Here is a 15876-nt window from a genome sequence, read left to right as displayed (position 1 = left end):
ACTCCGATGGCAAGTCTCGCTAGGGTGGAAGCCGTGAAGAACCAGTCGCTCACGCCCGGCACAGCCCCTGCCGCCGACGGCCACCCCCTGCCCCCGCACGCGGACCTGAACCTGCTGCGCACGTTCCTGGCCGTGTACCGCTCGGGATCGTTCACCGCGGCGGCGCCCCGGCTCGGCCTGTCCCAGCCCACCGTGACAGCCCAGATCCGCACCCTGGAGCAGCACAACGGGCGCGAACTCTTCACCCGGCTGCCGCGCGGCGTGGAACCCACGCCCTACGCTCACGAACTCGCGGCACAGATCGCCGCCCCGCTCGACGAGCTGGCCTCACTGGAGCACTCCAAGGCCGCGGCGGCCCCCGTCCACCTGGCCGGGCCTTCGGAACTGCTCTGCGTGCGTGCCCTGCCCGCCCTCGCACCGCTGGTCACCGACGGAGTTCAGCTCCGCATCGCCCAGGGCCTGCCCGAGCCGCTTCTGGAGGAGATGCGCTCGGGCCGGCACGATCTCGTGATCACCACCCGCCGGCCACGCGGCCGGGCCCTGGAATCGTTTCCCCTGGCTGACGAGGAGTACCTGCTGGTCGCGAACCCCGCCTGGGCCGAAAGCGCCGCCGGGCACTCCGGGACCGACGCCCTGTGCGCGGCGCTGCGTGGCGTCCCCCTGGTGACGTACGCCGAGGACCTGCCGATCGTCCGCCGCTACTGGCGCACCGTCCTGGGCAGACAACTCACCGCCCGCGCCGCCGTCACCGTGCCGAACCTCTACGCCGTCCTGTCCGCGGTCAACTCGGGCGCCGGATACAGCGTGCTGCCCCGTTCCCTGTGCCAGGAGTACATCGACTCCGGCCGCCTCGCCCTGCTGCACGACCCGCAGGAGCCGCCGCTGAACACCCTCTTCCTGGTCCAGCGTCCGGGCGCCGACGCCAATCCCGACGTCCAGCGCGTCCGCGACCGCCTCCAGACCGCGGCCCGCACCTGGTAGCCGCGCCGGGGGCGGAGCCCGCAAAGAAACGCTGTAGGCAACACCGTCACGCGCCTGGTCGGTCCCTCCCCGACCCGGCGCCTTCGGCCGCAGGACCGACGCCGACGACGAACGGGCCGACGACGAACGTCGGCAACAGGAGCACGAGTAAGCGCGACCACCCACCAGGGCGGACTCGTCGCGGCGGGCGGGTCACCCGCGCCCGGGAGTGCGCGGATGCTCCATGCCGGAGAGCCAGGTCGTGAGGAGCGTTTCGAGTGACTCGGCCTCGGTGGGCGTGAGCAGGTCCAGCAGGTGGCGTTCGTTGCGCATGTGGTCCGTGAACGCTTCGTCGATCAGTTCGCGTCCGGGTCCGGTGAGGGCGACGATCCGGCCGCGCTGGTCGTCGTCGGAACGGCGGCGGGTGACGAGTCCGGCTCGCTCCAGGCGGTCGATTCTCTTCGTCATCGCGCCGGTGGTGACCATGGTGTGCGCGGCGAGCTCGCCGGGTGCCCGCTCATAGGGATCCCCGGCCCGGCGCAGGGCGCACAGGACGTCGAACTCGCCCTCGCTGAGACCGTAGCGGCCGTAGACGAGGCAGAGTTCCTCGGTGAGCCGGTCGGCCAGGCGGTGCAGTCGGCCGATCACGCCCTGTGGGGCGATGTCGATGTCGGGGCGCTCGCGGCGCCAGTCGGCCTGGATGCGGGCCACGCGGTCCAGCGGTTCATCCTGCTCCATGTGCCCATATTAGCTTCCCGGGAAGTTATATTAGCTTCCATGGAAGCTAATATGCGCTGGGTAGCACTGACCGCAGTCGCGCCGGTGGCCTGGGGGACCAACTACTTCGTCACCCACGAGTTCCTGCCGGCCGACCGCCCCCTCTACGGGGCCGCCCTGCGGGCACTGCCCGCGGGCCTGGCGCTCCTCGCCCTGCGCAGACGGCGGCCGCGCGGCGCGTGGTGGTGGCGGTCCGCCCTGCTCGGACTGCTCAACATGAGCGTGTTCTTCGTCCTCGTCTACGTCGCCTCCCAACTGCTTCCGACGAGCATCGCCTCGACCGTCATGGCGGCGTCCCCGCTGACGATGATGCTCATCGCCTGGCCCCTGGTGTCCGAGCGCCCCCGGACCACCCACTTGACCGCTGCCGGGATCGGACTCGGCGGGGTCTGTCTCATGCTGCTCACCGGGGTGAAAGGCGCGAGCGTACCGGGAGTCCTCGCCTCGGCCGCCGCCATGCTGGTGTCGTCCTTCGGCCACATCCTGACCAAACGGTGGAGTGCCGACACCGATGTGCTCGCCTCGACCGCTTGGCAACTCACCGCCGGAGGTCTGTTCCTGCTCCCGGTCGCCGCAGCAGTGGAGGGCCCACCGCCCGCGCTCTCCACCCCGACCCTCCTCGCGTTCGGTTACGTCGCCCTGGTCGCCACCGCGCTGGCCTTTGCCGCATGGTTCACCGGGCTGCGGCACCTGCCCACAGGGACGGTCGGACTGATCGGGTTGCTCAACCCCGTCACCGGCGTGCTGCTCGGTACGGCAGTGGCCGGAGAGGTGCTGACCGTTCAGCAACTGTGCGGACTGGTCCTGGTGATAGCCGGAGTCGTCCTGGGTCAGCCCAGGCGCGCGGGCCGACGCGACAGCAGTCAGGTGTCTCCCCACCTGGTGTCCGACGGGCGTCCCGCGCAAGCGCCCTCCCTACGCGATCGCCCGTGAGGATCAGAGAGTCGACGTACGGGTGGAGAGTCGGTCGACTGCGATCCGGCTCGGCACACCTGGCTCTACCGAGGGGTCCGAAGCAGTCGGCGTCCAGCCGTCGGGTCGGGAGGCTCAGCGCCTGGTTTCCATTCCGGCAAGGAGTTCAGCGCACTCGCCCGCGAAGGAACAGAGCCGGCCCACGACCTGCCGGTACTCCTGCGGATCCCGCACGGTGTTCGGCGTGGCGGCGGTCCACTGCTGCCATAGTCCGCCGGCCGCGAGGTACGGGGCTGCTCGCTCGGTCCCAAGGACGGCATCGAGGTGGAGCAGTGTGCTGAGAACCCCGGTCTGGTCCCGGACGAGGTCGGGTCGAGGCAAGTAGCGATCAAGGTGTCTGCAGAGCAGATCGGCGTCCGCGCTGGTGCCGAAGGTGGCAAGAGCGATGCAGAGAGCCCCGTGGTACGGGCCTGCGCTGGCCGGCAGGAGCTCGCCGATGCGGCTGCGGAACTCGGTCCTGCCGGCCATGGCGACCAGCCAGGAGGCGGTCCTGCACTCCCGCCACCCGCCCTCGAAAAGGAGGCCGAGTTCAGCGGGAGTGATCTCCCCGGCAGCCTGGGCCAGCTCCCGCACGAACAGGTCGCGCTCAGGCCCGCTCAACCGCAGTGAGCCTCCACCCAGCCGCAGGTACCGCCGACCGGGCGTGACGAACCGACGGACCACGTCCGTCAGCTCGGGGTCGGCGCCGGCATCACGCATGGCTGCATCCTCGTGAGGACAAGCCCCGGTTGCCAGCGGTTTTCCGGGCCCCGAGTAGCGATCGCTGGTTCGGAGAAGCGTGCATCCGCTGTTCGCTCCTGGGGCCTGATCCGGCCCGGACGCCCCGCCCCGCCTCGTCTCGCCTCGCCTCGCCTCGCCGAGACCTCATCAACCTCGATGCACGCATCGCCGAGGCCCGACGCGAAGGCCGGACCGGAGAAGCCGAAGGCCTCGAAGTCAGCCTGTCCCGTTCCGCGCGAACCGACATGCTCACGACGGATCGCCGATCCGGTCTTGCCTGCTAGTGATGTCGAGGGCTCCATCGCGCAGCACGAAGTGGCGGGCCGCATTGTCGTCGACGGTGACGCGGGGATGGCCGGCGCCCTGGAATGCCTCGGTCCGCAGCTGGAAACGGGCGGGGTCGGCACCCTGCACGGCGCGCAGACGCCAGGGGGCGTCATCAGCGCTCTCGGGGCGGGGCGGCACGGCCAGGTGCAGGAGGGCGGAGGCGTTGTGGCGAGTGCCGTAGCGCGTGTGAGCCGAGGTGTACGTGGCCGATCGGAGCTCGGCCGACGGCGGGCCGGGGGCCGTCGAGGGGTCCGGAGTGGGCTGCTGTGGTGCGTCGGCGGCTGAGTGCGATCGGGCGGCCCGGGCACGGAGACCGGCGAGGAAATCCGTTGGATGGGCCGTCTCTGACAGCACCGTGGTGAACCAGTCGGCGAGAGCAGGGCCACCGCGCTGGGCCCAGGTCTCGATGAGTTCGCGGAAGTCGGCTTCACGGTGGTGGGACGTGCGGTGCGCGCCTGCGGCGAGGATCGTCTCGCCCGCTCCGGCGAAGGCCCGTAGGAAATCGTGCACCGGGACGCGGTGTGCGTGCCCGGCGGAGCGGGCCATGCGGATGTGCAGCATGGCGCGGTGAAGGAGGGTCGCGGCGGCCGTGGCGTTGGCGCCCAGGCGTCCCTCCTGCGGGGAGCTGGGCAAGGCAGGCCGGCTGTCGCGGGGCGGAGTGGTCGCGTCAGCCCGGCGTCCGGCGGCGGACAGGTGCCAGCAGCGGTCGTCCGGGCGGAGGTCGGCCATTGCTGCACGGAGCATGCCGTGGGCTCCGAGGCCGACCGATACACCGTCTGCTTCTGTTCGGAAGGCGACGCCCCGGGCGTCATGGGAGTCGAAGCGGGCCTCGGTGATGCCGCGCAGCCGCATGTCCAGCGTGACGGCCTCTGAAGAGGCGACGTCGTCGACGGGACAGGAACGGGCACAACAGCCAGTTCGAGATGGCCGATGAGACGGCTGCCGGCCCGTTCGACCTGCAGGTGGCGCACCTCGGCCGACGGCAGGTCGTAATCGGTGGCGAGGAACTCTGCAATCTGCGGCGTCACCACCGTCACCGGGGCCATCACCCGCCCCAGACGGTCACGACCTGGAACGTACGGCTTCGCCGGCGCCAACAGCTCGTCCAACGAGTGACCGGCGACCGAGGCCTGGTCCCGCATCCAGGCCCGCCTTTCCTCACCGAAGCCGGCCATCCACTCCAGGACCGCCTGCGCACGACGCTCGCGCCCGCTGACCGTGCCGGCGGTCGCCGCCCGAAACAGCGGAAAGGCGCTGTTGTCCCACACGTCCGCCGCCACGCGGATGGCCTCTCGGTCGAAGCCGCGCGCATCCGAGGAAGCCCCGGCGATCTGCACCAGCGAGCGGTCCAGCAACGCGCCCAGCACGGTGACTGCGGAACTCCGTCGAACCGGCGCCGCTCCGCGCAGCCGATCCGTACCTGCACGGCGCCATGGAGAGGAAGCATCGAGGTCGGCCATGCCGGGATCGTCGCACGAAACACGATCACTTCGAACAGGGGCCTGGACACGTTCCTTTGTCGAGTCGGGCGGGGAAGGTCTGCGCGGAGCGATGTTCCACAGCGACAACGGGCCGCGAGCGCTGGACCGGAGCCGGCGAGGCCCGTCTCTCGGTCTTCCGCTGGGCGATCCGCTGCAACACCCGCCGACGGCGCTCCCGCCTCGGCCGGATCAGCCCGATCACCTACGGACAACGATCAACTGCGCCGGCCACCACCGCATGCCAACCGGTGTCCACGATCACGAGGATGACCCCGCGCTGGGTGGCAGTCGTCATCATCCGGAGTATGCCCTTCGGGACGAGATCACGGGCAGGGGCGGTCCGAGCCACGTTCGTCACGAACCGGGCCCTGTCCGGCCGTGAAGCAGCCTCAACTACTCGTGCTGGGACGGCAGTTCTGCGGCAGCGGGAAAGCCCAACGCATCCAGCAGGTCGAAGAACACTTCCTCCGCGAAGACTTGCTTCGAGCGCAGTACCTCCTCTATTCGCGCCTGCAGGTCCGGCACTGCAACACCCGCCGAAGCGGCCCAGGCAATGGCGCTTGCGGCGACGTCCGGCACCTCTGCGTCGAGTTCCGCGCGTATGAGTCGCGCCGCCTCGGCGAACTCGGGGCTGCTCCACCAGACGCTGCTGTCGTCCAGGTCCTCGGGATCTTCGACCATGAGTGCAGCGGCAATGTCCAGGTGGAGCGTGGCCTCCCACCGAAGGCCGTTCGTTGCGAGGCCGGTCACGTGGGCCATGTCGCTGTCGTGGATCCACGCGGTGCAGGCCGGTGCACCGGTCCATTCGGGTCTGCTGCACGATCGGGGCAGGTCATCCGAATCGCTCGGCTCCGCGCCGAAGTTGGTGCACACGGCCCGCATGATCTCTTCGCAGCGCCGAAGGATCTCGTCGGTGAATGGTCCGCGCCGGTACTTGGGCGTGAAGACCAAGTGGGCGTGGAGGGTGCAGACGACGCTAGGACCCCTGCGGATATCGGGGTTTGGCTCCCACCGTGGTGACATAGAGCCATATGATCAGGCCTGTGAAGATTGTGACGCAGGTCAAGCTCATGCCGGACGCCGTGCAGGCATCCGCGTTTGAGCGCACCCTGCGCACGGTCAATGGCGCCGCGAACTGGGTGTCGGAGGTGGCGTTCGCCCATGGCGTGCCGCGTGAGTACGAGCTGCGCAAGCACACCTATGCCGAGCTCAAAGCGCGGGGGCTGGGAGCGCAGGCCGCGCAGCACGTCATCAAGAAGGTGCGCGACGCGTACACCACGCTCAGGGCCAACATCCGGGCCGGGAATCTCGGCAAGGAAGGCTCGAAGCGTCGCCACAAGGCCGAGTCCAGGCCGATCACGTTCCGGCCCCAGGCCGCGCAGTCGTATGACGACCGGTGTCTGAGCTGGCAGTACGACCAGCAGACCGTGTCCGTCTGGACCGTGGGCGGCCGGGTCAAGAACGTGCGGTTCGTGTGCTCCCCGGACGCGTTCAGGATGCTCCGGGCGCACCGGCAGGGCGAATCCGACCTGATCGAGCGCGACGGCGTCTTCTACCTCGTCGCCACCTGTGACGTGCCCGAGGCCGAGCAGTACGAGCCGGACGGCTTCATCGGCGTGGACCTCGGCATCGTCAACATCGCCACCGTCTCCACCGGCTACCGGGCCGCCGGGCGTGGTCTCAACCGCTACCGCAAGCGACAGCTCACCCTGCGTGCCAAGCTCCAGAAGAAGCGCACCAAGAGCGCCAGGCGGCGGCTCAAGGCCCGTGCCCGCAAAGAGGCGCGGCACGCCGCGAACACCAACCACATCATCGCCAAGACGATCGTGACCGAGGCTGAACGCACCGGGCGCGGCCTGTCCCTCGAAGCACTCAAGGGCATCCGCAACCGGGTACGGCTCCGCAAGCCCCAACGGGTCGCACTCCACTCCTGGGCGTTCGCCCAGCTCGCAGACTTCATCGTCTACAAGGCCAGGCGGGCAGGCGTGCCCCTGGTCTTCGTCGATCCCGCGTACACGTCGCAGACGTGTGCCCGGTGCGGCCACGTCGACCGGCGCAACCGTGTCGGCCAGGGGCTTTTCATCTGCCGGGGGTGCGGGGTCGTTGCCCACGCCGACCGGAACGCTTCCCACAACATCGCCACCCGTGGCGAGAGCGTGTGGAACGCGGGGCGTGAGTCACGCGTCCCAGACACCCCATAGAGGTGTCCGGACGGAGGAGTCAACCCAGCAGCCGGCTGGGCACTACCTCCAAGCCCGACCCTTCAGGGCCGGGTCAAGTTGACGAGGCGCATCCCCCGTGAGAGCTACAGGGGTTGTCCATGTGCGGGTGATTCGCGTGCGTCGGCGGTCTTACTAGCGTGGTCGTCAGGTCGCCGCAGGTGCGACCACTACGGGGAGGCCACCATGGACACGACGTCCGTCACACAGCACGACACAGGCTCCGGCCCGGACAAGGACCGCGACGGACGCGGCGGCCGTTTCGGCCGGATCGCGCGCTCTCCGCTCGGCTGGATGCTGACGGGGATGGTCGGCGTCGGCCTGGTCTCGGGCCTGACCGCGACCGGGCCCGGCCCGGTGCCGGTGCTGGGCGCGGCCGCCGCGGTGGCCGTGTACTGGTGGGTCATGCGCCGTGTCGCACGACGCTCCACGCCGGAGATCGCCCGGCGCGGGGCCGGCCGGGAGGCGCTGCTCGGCGGCGGGATCGGCCTGGGCTTCATCCTCGTCTCCGCCCTCCTGATCACGGCGTTCGGAGGCTACTCGTTCTCCTGGGCGGGCAACGGCTTCATGTCGGTCGTCTGGACCACGGTCGTCGTGCAGATAGGCGCCGCGGTCGCCGAGGAGTTGCTGTTCCGCGGTCTCGCCTTCCAGGCCCTGGAGCAGCTGTGGGGCAGCCGGGCCGCGATCGTGATCACCTCGCTGTTCTTCGGCGTCGCCCACCTGGGCGCCCCGGGAGCGAGCGCGCGGAGCACACTGGCGATCGCTCTGGAGGCGGGCGTCCTGCTTGGAGCCGCGTTCCTGTGGCGGCGTAACATCTGGTTCGTCGTGGGTCTGCACTTCACCTGGAACGCCACGGAGCAGCTGCTCGGCATCCCGGTCTCCGGACACACCCCCGAGGCTCTGTTCACCGTCGACACCCACGGCTCCGCCCTTCTGACCGGCGACAGTTTCGGCCTGGAGACGTCGATCGTGCCCATCCTCATCGGTGTGGCCCTCGCCGTCCCGATGCTCGTCCTCGCCCACCGCAACGGTGGGATCAAGTCCCGCCGACGCGTGGGCAACTGAGAGCGGTCGACTGGAGGAAACGGAAGTGATGTCCCGTCAGGCGTCCTGGAGCCTCCCGCTGCTCCAGGCGCCGCTCGACTGGTGGCAGGAGCGGGATGCTTTCCTCAAGGACGGCATCCTCGCGTTGACGCTCACCCTGCTGGCCTTCGTGCCGACCCTGTCCCACCTCGGTGCGCAGATCGGTGATCTGCCCGAGCGGCCGGCGAACCTGCTGAGCGTCGGGCTGGCCCTGGCCCAGACCCTGCCGCTGGCCCTCCGGCGCAGGTGGCCCGCAGCCTGCCTGGCCGGTGTCGCGGGCGCGTTCGCCGTGCACCAGGCGCTGGGCTTCGCGACGACGTTCGCCAGTATGGGGCTGTATCTGGCCCTGTACTCCGCCGGCGCCCATCAGGTCCGCTTCCGCCCCGCTCTGGCCGTCGTGGCGAGTGTGGGCTACGCCGGGTTGGCCGCCGTCCTGGACCGCCTCGGCTCACCGCTGTCCATGCCGGACTATCTCGCGTTCTCCCTGGCTCTGGCCGCGGCCTGGCTGCTGGGCAGTACGGTGCGCACGCGGCGGAAGGAAGAGGCGAAGCGGCGGCGACTGGCTGCCGAGATGGCCACGGCCGCGGAGCGGGCGCGGATCGCCCGCGAGTTGCACGACGTGGTCACCCACCACGTGACGGCCATGGTGGTCCAAGCCGACGCGGCGCAGTTCCTGCTCACGTCCGCGCCGGAGCGCGCCGGCGAGGGACTGACCGCCGTCAGCGAGACCGGTCGTCGGGCGCTGACGGAACTGCGTTACCTGCTCGGCGTCCTGGAGGCGACGGGCGAGTCGGCGTCTGCGGACCTGGCGCGTGCGGGCCGGGCACCCGCCCTGGGACGGGTGGGGGACCTGGTCGAGCAGGCCCGCAGGTCGGGTCAGCCGGTCGAGTTCAGCGAGCAGGGCGAGCGGCGGCCGCAGAGCGTGGACGTGGAGCTGGCCGCGTACCGGGTGGTGCAGGAGGCGCTCACCAACGCCATGAAGTACGCCGCCGCCAAAACGACACGGGTCCTGCTCCGGCACGGCGACGAGCACATCGAGATCGAGGTGCGCACCGACGGACCCGTCGCCGCACCGGTCACGCGGAAACCTGGTCCCGCGGGCGGACGAGGGCTGGCCGGGCTGCGTGCACGGGTGCGGATGCTCGATGGTGAACTGGAGGCCGGTCCCCGGCCCGAGGGCGGGTTCGAGGTCCGCGCCACGATTCCGTCCAAGCCCCTCCAGGAGTGATCCCGTGAGCGATGCGCCGCCCCCGATCCGTGTGCTCGTCTGCGACGACCAGGCGCTGGTGCGGACCGGCTACGTCACCATCTTCTCGGCGCAGCCCGACATGGAGGTCGTCGGCGAGGCCGACAACGGCCACGAGGCGGTTCAAGCCGCGCGGCGGCTGCGCCCCGACGTGGTCGTGATGGACATCCGGATGCCCCTGCTCGACGGCATCCGGGCGACGCGAGAACTGGCCGGTCCCGGTACCGAAGGCGCGCCGAAGGTCCTGGTCGTCACCACGTTCAACGTCGACGCCTATGTCTACGACGCGTTGCGCGCCGGCGCGAGCGGCTTCCTCCTCAAGGACGCGCCTCCGGCAGAGCTGGTCAACGGCATCCGGACCGTCGCCCGGGGCGAGGCCCTGCTGGCCCCCGCCGTCACCCGCCGCCTCATCGGCCACTTCGCCCAGCATCTGCGACCGGCCGACACCGCCCGGCCGGCCAAGCAGGACGTCGTGCGTGCGCTGACCCCTCGCGAGCTGGAAGTGCTCCAACTGATCGCCGAGGGGCTGTCGAACGCGGAGATCGCCGCGGCGATGTTCATCACGCCCGAGACCGTCAAGACCTACGTGTCGCGCATCCTGGCGAAACTCGGCCTGCGCGATCGCGTCCAGGCCGTCGTCCTCGCCTACCGGGTCGGACTGGTGCCGGGCACGCCGTGAACCGGCATGGTCGTGTGCCCGAGGTACGGCGCTGCCCACCCGGCAGACCGGGCGGAGCCCCAGCCCGTTCCTTGGTGGTCTCTCCGACCCGCAGGCATGGACGGGAGCCTGTTCCGCGACTGCTCGCACCGGGCCGCGGCGGTGGGCAACAACGGCGGGGTGCTGATCCAGGCCGTGTCGGTGGCCTTCGGGTCGGGAGCCGTGGTTGCGCGGTCGATCGTGGTGTTCTCGGTGCTGAAGTTCGCAGGCGCGCTGTATCTGGTCTGTCTCGGCGTCCGCCTGGCTCTCACTGGGGATGACGCGTGACTCCGCAGCGGATACTCGTAAGAGCTGCGCGGTTCGCTGGCCACTGAGACAGGCTCCTGGCCGCCGCGGTCCTCGTCGAGTTCCACGACGAACGGATCGCGTTTTCCACGACGAACGGATCGCGTTCCTCCGCCGCTGCCCTCCGTCGAGGGCATGGACAGCCTCTGTCCGGGCGCCTCCACCTGCCGGCCCTGGACCGCCGAGTGATCAGCTACGCCCCCGCAGGGGACATGGCCCGCGTCCGCCGATCAGGCCGCCTACGCGCGTGGCCGCCGGTCCGAGCAGGTGAAGCTCGCCCAGCGACCGGTTCTGCGTGCACTGGTGGAGGCCAAGCGGGCTCCGTGCTGGTCTGTCGAGCAGATCGCGGGGTGGCTGCGACGCCGGTTCCCCGGTGACGCCTCGCGCGCCGGACAGCGCATTCCGGGAGTCCGCGCGAAACCTCTTGCCCAATGGTCAAGAATCGTTGACCATTCCGTGCATGCCTGCCGATGACCTTCCCGAGACGTTTCACGTCACCACCGACGAACAGCTGCGCGCCGTCTCCAATCTCACGCGTCACCGGATCATGGCCGTGCTCCGCTTCGAGCCCGCGACGATCACGCAGATCGCCGAACGCGTGGGCCTTGCGAAGGGGAGTTCCAGCTATCACGTACGGCTGCTGGAGCGGGCCGGCCTGGTGAAGGTGGTACGGACACGGAAGGTGCGGGGGGTCACCGAGCGGTACTACGCGATGGCCGCGCGGTCGATCGCGCTGCCGGACCCGGGCGAGGGAGGGCCGGATGTGCTGATGCGCCATGCGGTGGCGGACCTGGAGGCAGCGCCCGCAGACGGCGAGCGGCACGTGCGGATGGCGCATCTGCGGCTCACCGAGGAGCAGTTCGCGCAGCTGGGAGCGCGGCTTCAGGCACTGGCGGACGAGTACCAGGAGCTGTCCGATCCGTCGCTGCCGGACGCGTCACTCGTCTTCGCCCTGTTCCACCCGGCACCGCGCCAGCAGACCGAGGAGAGCGCCAAGTGACCGCAGACATTCGGAAGTTGCCGACCGGGTTCGGACGGCTGTGGACCGCGCAGACGATTTCGTCGCTCGGTGACGGGGTGACGCACGCCGCGCTGCCGCTGATCGCGTTGACGTCGACACGGGATCCGATGGCGCTCGCCGTCGTCACCGCGGCCGGGACGCTGCCGTGGTTACTCCTCGGGGTGCTCGGCGGCGCGCTGGTGGACCGCTGGGACCGTCGGCGCACGATGTGGGTCGCGGACACGGCACGTGCGGTGCTGCTCGCGATACCCGCGACGGCGGCCGCGCTCGACGTGCTGAGCATCGCGCTGCTCGCGGCCGTCGCCTTCCTGCTCGGTCTCGGCCAACTCTTCTTCGACACGGCCGCCACGGCCTATCTGCCGGATCTGCTCCGCCGCGACCCCGTACTGCTGGAGCGCGCCAACTCCCGCCTGCGCGGCGCTCAGACCGCCATGTCCGGCTTCGCGGGGCCGCCTGCGGGCAGTGCCCTGCTCGCGCTCGGGCGGGCGGTTCCGCTGCTGGCCGACGCGCTGTCGTTCATGCTCTCCGCACTGCTCGTCCGTACGCTGCCCGCGATGCCCCGGCCCGTGCCGCAGGTCCGCGAGTCGCTGCTTCGGCAGGCGCGGGCCGGGGCCTCGTACGTCTTCCGGGACCGGGTGCTGCTCGGGCTGGCGCTGCGCCCGGCGGTCGGGAACGTCGCCTTCCTCGCTGTGGAGACCGTCCTCGCCCTCTTCGCGCACGACCGACTCGGCATCGACACCTACGGCTTCGGCCTGCTCCTCACGGCGGAGGCCACCGGCGGCCTGCTCGGTGCAGGCACCGCCTCCTACCTCGGCCGACGCCTCGGCACCGGCACCGCCCTGACCTGCACAGCCGCCGTCGAAGGGCTTGCCATCCTGGGCCTGGCCGCTGCCCCGAATCCGTACGTGGCCGGGCTGGCGCTCGCCGTCTGCGGAGCCGGCATGGGCGCCACCATGGTGCTCGCGCCCTCCCTCCGGCAGGCGATCGTCCCCGCCCACCTCATGGGCCGCGTCGCCTCCACCTCCCGCATGCTCGCCATGTGCGCCGCCCCCATCGGGGCTTTCCTCGGCGGCTGGCTGGCCACCGCCTACGACATCCGCACCCCGCTCTACGCCGCCGCCGGCCTCCTCCTGGCGATGACGGCCGTCACGGCATCCATGACCAGCAACCGCCGGGTCGAAGCCGCGCTGCGTGCCGCCGCTCCGGCCGGCGATCCGGATTACCAGGCATCCATGGATCCCGCCCAGGAGAGTGCCCCCGACTTGTCGTGACGCCTGCCGCGATCGCGCCACAACAAGCGGACGGCGTCGTCGTCCTCGATGCCGTGGCCCTCGGGACGGAGCCGGGCAACGGCGGCGTCCGGGCAGTGGGTGTTCCACAGGACCACGGCGTCGAGGACCAGGCCGAGAGCGGCGGGCCGGCCCTCCCGGCAGGCCCGTCGGATCTGACCGCGGCCGCGGTGGCACATCGCGCGGGCGAGCCGGTGGCGGGACTCCCGCACGGTGAGCTGCCGGTTCATCAGACGCCGGTGGGCGTCACATCGACCGGGTCGACCTGGACGAGCAGGCGCATGGTCCTGCGCGACCGACTGCGCACCAGGATCGCCGTCGAGTCCAGCACCCGATCACGCAGTTGCCTGTACCCGGGCCGTCAACGAGCAGTCGTGACCCCTTCACCCGGCTGGCGCGGGGGATCGGCGGCGAGCAGTTCCCGCAGGAGTCCGACGACGAGCTCGGGCCGTCCTACGAACGGGGAGCGGCCCGTCTGCCACTCGCGCACGTCGGTGCAGCGCGAGGCCGTCTTCCGCTGCAGGGCCCGGTCGATGGCCCGGTCCTGCGCGCAGATGACGTAGGTCGAGGGTGTGTGTTTCCAGCTGTGGCGCTTCGGGATGCCTCGCCCGCAGCCGGAGGCTTGCGCACGCAGGAGGCCGGTCGCCCAGGCGGCGAGAGGTCCGGGACAGTCGCCGTAGAGGGTGTCGGCAGCCCGGTCGGGGTGCAGGCTGGTCGAGCCGTCGGGCTCGGGTTCGATCGCGTCCTGGGGCTGCGGGGACGCGCCTCCCGGACCGTCCGCGCTCTCGCCGACATCCGGCACGAAGGCCGCCGGATAGACCAGGTGCCCCGCCCCGCGCACCCCGGTGATCACTGACCCGCCGTAGGAGTGACCGAGCACAGTGGGAGGCTCGGGCAGCGAGTCGATGACAGCCTGGACCGCGGCTGTGTCAGCCGACAACGAGCCCCGGTGAAGCTCGGGAACGAGGACCTCGGTTCCTGCGGTCCGTAGGCGTTCTGCCGCCGGAGCGAAGTGTTCGGGACGGTGATACGGGCCATGGACGAGCACTACGGCGGCCAACGCGCGCGCCTCCTCGGGACGGTGTCGGACGAGTGACCCAGGGCCGGTCAGCCGTGTCGTTGCAGCAGTCCGTCCACGTACGCCTCCAGCCGTTCTCCCAGGACTGCGGACGTCAGATCGTCCCGCCCGAGGTCACGCCACGGCCCGGCCGACTTCGCCGCGTCGGGGCAGTAGTGCAGGGCGTCGAGCAGCCGCCAGTACAGGTGGTCGGGGTCGTCGGCGAGGTCCCGGCCGCCGTGTGCCTCGTAGCGCTCGCGGAAGTCCAGTCCGTACGCCGGCCCGTGCAGCAGCGCGAGCGCCGTCGAGCAGTGCGCCACGTCCAGGTCGGCGGGTCCCCACGAGGTCTCGACCCAGTCCACGACACCGCTGATCCGCAGCTCCGGTCCAGCTCCCGTGAAGAGGACGTTCCCGGGGTGGAAGTCGCGGTGCAGGAAGCAGCCGTCGTACGGCGGCGGGTCGCGGCGGATCACGTCCACGGCCCGCTCCCACAAGGGGCCGTCCGGGGCACGGACGCGCTCCGGTGACGTCCACGCCTGGTAGGTGCGCGGTCTTTCGTCCGGTACGACGTCGTGGACGCGGACGAGTTGGGCCGCGAGCAGGTCCAGGCGCCGGTCGAGGTCGTCCTCGTCGACGCGGACGCGGCCCGTCAGCGCGGACATCAACAGGGTCGGGTGGTCGCAGTGTTCGGCCGTGGCGTCCACAGCGACGAAATCGGGTGCCGGGATGCCTGCCTCCCCGGCGAGCAGCGTCAGGATGGACGCCTCGCGGGTCAGCAGCCCGGGGCCATGGTGGCGGAAGAACGGTTTTACGAAGGTGCGTTGCACCAGGGCCGTGCCGTCGTCGAGCGTGAGCCGGCGCATCTGGGAGCTCCAGCCGCCGGACAGCAGCTGCGAGTCGGTGACCGTGCGGCCGTGGCCGAGCTGCTTGGCCACCCACGCGCGCGTGGCCGTCCAGCCACGGTCGTCGAGGCCGAGCAGCACCGCCTCGACGAACTCCCGCCGGTCTTCGTCGTTGTCGCGGAACCACATTCCCAGCTGGTGCTGTGCGTCCGGAAGTTCGAACCGCGTGTACTGGGCGCGCGCGGCCAGCGCGTCCTGTACGGCCTCGGTCACCGCCGACGGGATCACCGTGTCCGTGCCCGGCACGGCGAGCACCGCCCGGCCCTCGTACGCCTCCAGCACCTCGAGCGCGGGCGCCTCACGCCAGCTGTCCGGCCGCCGGATGATCCCGCTGAACCGACCGTTCCCGTCCCCGAAGGGCACGTCCCACGCCTCGGCGGTGTACACGGCGGGCGCGCACAGCCCCAGCGCGGCCACTCGATCCCCGTAGTGCCGTACGAGATCGGCCACCGTCTGTCCGCTCATGCTGAAACCCACCAGGACCAGCGGCCCGTCCGCGCCCGCGTACGCGTCGATCACCGCGACGGCCTGCTCGAACCGTCGCCGCAAGGTCAGCTCACTGAGCTTTCCGGTGCTTTCGCCGTGCCCGGAGAAGTCGAAGGCGATCCCGCGACAGCCGTGGGCCACGAACTCCCGCACCAGCGGAAGCAGTCGCTCCTTGCTGCTGGTGCCCGCGCCGTGCAGCACCACGGCAGTGACCCCGGAAGGATCACCGTCGTACACACCGCTGAGCCGTTCACCGTCGTGGTCGTGCGTGAAGTCGAAAAGCATGCCTCCTATTCACTCACGCCGTAGCCTCCGTCCTTCGGGAAAGTCACC

At 70.7% G+C, this 15876-nt stretch carries 14 protein-coding genes and 3 pseudogenes; 10 read left to right on the top strand and 7 right to left on the bottom strand.

The window, feature by feature from the left end:
- The first annotated feature begins 33 nt into the window (after positions 1–33).
- Complete coding sequence (locus ACZ60B_RS09875; protein WP_469385498.1) at positions 34–981, top strand: LysR family transcriptional regulator; 948 nt, start codon at positions 34–36, stop codon at positions 979–981.
- Positions 982–1173: 192 nt separating this feature from the next.
- Here ACZ60B_RS09875 and ACZ60B_RS09870 read toward each other — a convergent pair whose 3' ends face one another.
- Entirely contained in the window at positions 1174–1698 is a 525-nt protein-coding gene (locus ACZ60B_RS09870; RefSeq protein ID WP_469385497.1) for a MarR family winged helix-turn-helix transcriptional regulator, read from the bottom strand.
- A 51-nt stretch (positions 1699–1749) separates the two neighbouring features.
- On the opposite strand from ACZ60B_RS09870, the gene ACZ60B_RS09865 reads away from it, so the two are divergent.
- On the top strand, positions 1750–2670 hold the full coding sequence (locus ACZ60B_RS09865) for a DMT family transporter (protein WP_469385496.1): 921 nt from the start codon (positions 1750–1752) through the stop codon (positions 2668–2670).
- A 114-nt stretch (positions 2671–2784) separates the two neighbouring features.
- On the opposite strand, the gene ACZ60B_RS09860 is transcribed toward ACZ60B_RS09865, so the two are convergent.
- Both ACZ60B_RS09860 and ACZ60B_RS09855 read right to left on the bottom strand, forming a co-directional pair.
- The gene (locus ACZ60B_RS09860) at positions 2785–3408 is read right to left on the bottom strand and encodes a DUF6000 family protein (protein ID WP_469385495.1); all 624 of its coding nucleotides are present in this window, start codon (positions 3406–3408) and stop codon (positions 2785–2787) included.
- Between the two features lie 270 nt (positions 3409–3678).
- Positions 3679–4500 carry a hypothetical protein gene (locus ACZ60B_RS09855; RefSeq protein ID WP_469385494.1) on the bottom strand — a complete coding sequence of 274 codons (822 nt, stop codon included), beginning with the start codon at positions 4498–4500 and terminating at the stop codon, positions 3679–3681.
- An 826-nt stretch (positions 4501–5326) separates the two neighbouring features.
- On the opposite strand from ACZ60B_RS09855, the pseudogene ACZ60B_RS09850 reads away from it, so the two are divergent.
- Positions 5327–5476 (top strand): annotated as a pseudogene (locus ACZ60B_RS09850) (IS3-like element ISRhosp5 family transposase); the annotation flags it as partial.
- A 613-nt stretch (positions 5477–6089) separates the two neighbouring features.
- Here ACZ60B_RS09850 and ACZ60B_RS09845 read toward each other — a convergent pair.
- Positions 6090–6260: pseudogene (locus tag ACZ60B_RS09845) on the bottom strand (transposase); the annotation flags it as partial.
- Between the two features lie 8 nt (positions 6261–6268).
- On the opposite strand from ACZ60B_RS09845, the gene ACZ60B_RS09840 reads away from it, so the two are divergent.
- The 7 genes from ACZ60B_RS09840 (at position 6269) to ACZ60B_RS09810 (ending at position 13080) form a co-directional block, all read left to right on the top strand.
- Complete coding sequence (locus ACZ60B_RS09840) at positions 6269–7438, top strand: RNA-guided endonuclease InsQ/TnpB family protein (RefSeq protein ID WP_469385493.1); 1170 nt, start codon at positions 6269–6271, stop codon at positions 7436–7438.
- Positions 7439–7642: 204 nt separating this feature from the next.
- Positions 7643–8521, top strand: coding sequence for a lysostaphin resistance A-like protein (locus ACZ60B_RS09835; protein ID WP_469385492.1), 879 nt, complete (start codon positions 7643–7645; stop codon positions 8519–8521).
- Positions 8522–8549: 28 nt separating this feature from the next.
- Positions 8550–9767: a sensor histidine kinase gene (locus ACZ60B_RS09830; RefSeq protein ID WP_469385491.1), complete on the top strand. Its 1218-nt coding sequence runs from the start codon at positions 8550–8552 to the stop codon at positions 9765–9767.
- 4 nt (positions 9768–9771) lie between these two features.
- Positions 9772–10464, top strand: a complete 693-nt coding sequence (locus tag ACZ60B_RS09825) for a response regulator (RefSeq protein ID WP_469385490.1) — start codon at positions 9772–9774, stop codon at positions 10462–10464.
- Positions 10465–10560: 96 nt separating this feature from the next.
- The gene (locus ACZ60B_RS09820) at positions 10561–10770 is read left to right on the top strand and encodes a hypothetical protein (RefSeq protein WP_469385489.1); all 210 of its coding nucleotides are present in this window, start codon (positions 10561–10563) and stop codon (positions 10768–10770) included.
- A gap of 478 nt (positions 10771–11248) precedes the next feature.
- A complete protein-coding gene (locus tag ACZ60B_RS09815; protein ID WP_469385488.1) occupies positions 11249–11788 on the top strand; it encodes an ArsR/SmtB family transcription factor in 540 nt (179 codons plus the stop codon).
- The gene (locus ACZ60B_RS09810) at positions 11785–13080 is read left to right on the top strand and encodes an MFS transporter (protein ID WP_469385487.1); all 1296 of its coding nucleotides are present in this window, start codon (positions 11785–11787) and stop codon (positions 13078–13080) included. Before ACZ60B_RS09815 ends, ACZ60B_RS09810 begins: the two co-directional genes overlap by 4 nt.
- 23 nt (positions 13081–13103) lie before the next feature.
- Here ACZ60B_RS09810 and ACZ60B_RS09805 read toward each other — a convergent pair.
- The 3 genes and pseudogenes from ACZ60B_RS09805 to ACZ60B_RS09795 form a co-directional block, all read right to left on the bottom strand.
- A pseudogene (locus tag ACZ60B_RS09805) lies at positions 13104–13396 on the bottom strand (Tn3 family transposase); the annotation flags it as partial.
- A gap of 63 nt (positions 13397–13459) precedes the next feature.
- Positions 13460–14158 carry an alpha/beta hydrolase gene (locus tag ACZ60B_RS09800; RefSeq protein WP_469385486.1) on the bottom strand — a complete coding sequence of 233 codons (699 nt, stop codon included), beginning with the start codon at positions 14156–14158 and terminating at the stop codon, positions 13460–13462.
- A 47-nt stretch (positions 14159–14205) separates the two neighbouring features.
- Complete coding sequence (locus ACZ60B_RS09795; protein ID WP_469385485.1) at positions 14206–15828, bottom strand: alpha/beta fold hydrolase; 1623 nt, start codon at positions 15826–15828, stop codon at positions 14206–14208.
- Positions 15829–15876 lie beyond the last annotated feature (48 nt).

It is taken from the genome of Streptomyces sp. NPDC104096 (assembly GCF_055584385.1).
The sequence above is the reverse complement of the archived record's forward strand: the minus strand, read 5'-3'. Positions and strand labels throughout refer to the sequence as shown.